Annotated in this window: 1 protein-coding gene; it reads right to left on the minus strand. The window is 46.1% G+C overall.

All coding sequences use genetic code 11. The features are described from left to right. Positions 1–258, minus strand: a 258-nt coding sequence (locus IEQ44_RS18310) for a reverse transcriptase family protein (RefSeq protein ID WP_369074445.1), incomplete at both ends; no start/stop codon positions are given.

Genomic DNA, 258 nt, shown 5'->3' on the forward strand with positions numbered 1-258 from the left:
GTGTACTCTAGAAAAGCGTCAGGGGTCACAAAGGCAGATATAGCTTGAGCCCTAGGTGTTAACGGCACCTGCCAATAACCTTTCAGTAAGTCGAGTTTCGTGACATACTTAGCACCACCAACGTTGTCTACACAGTCATCTATCCTAGGCAGAGGATAACAGTCAGGTTTTGTAACCCCATTCACTTTTCGATAATCGGTACAAAAGCGATCCGAGCCGTCAGATTTAGAAGCGAAGAGACAGGGCGAACTCCAATTA

Source organism: Nocardioides malaquae (genome assembly GCF_015070385.1).
GTDB classification, from domain to species: domain Bacteria; phylum Actinomycetota; class Actinomycetes; order Propionibacteriales; family Nocardioidaceae; genus Nocardioides; species Nocardioides malaquae.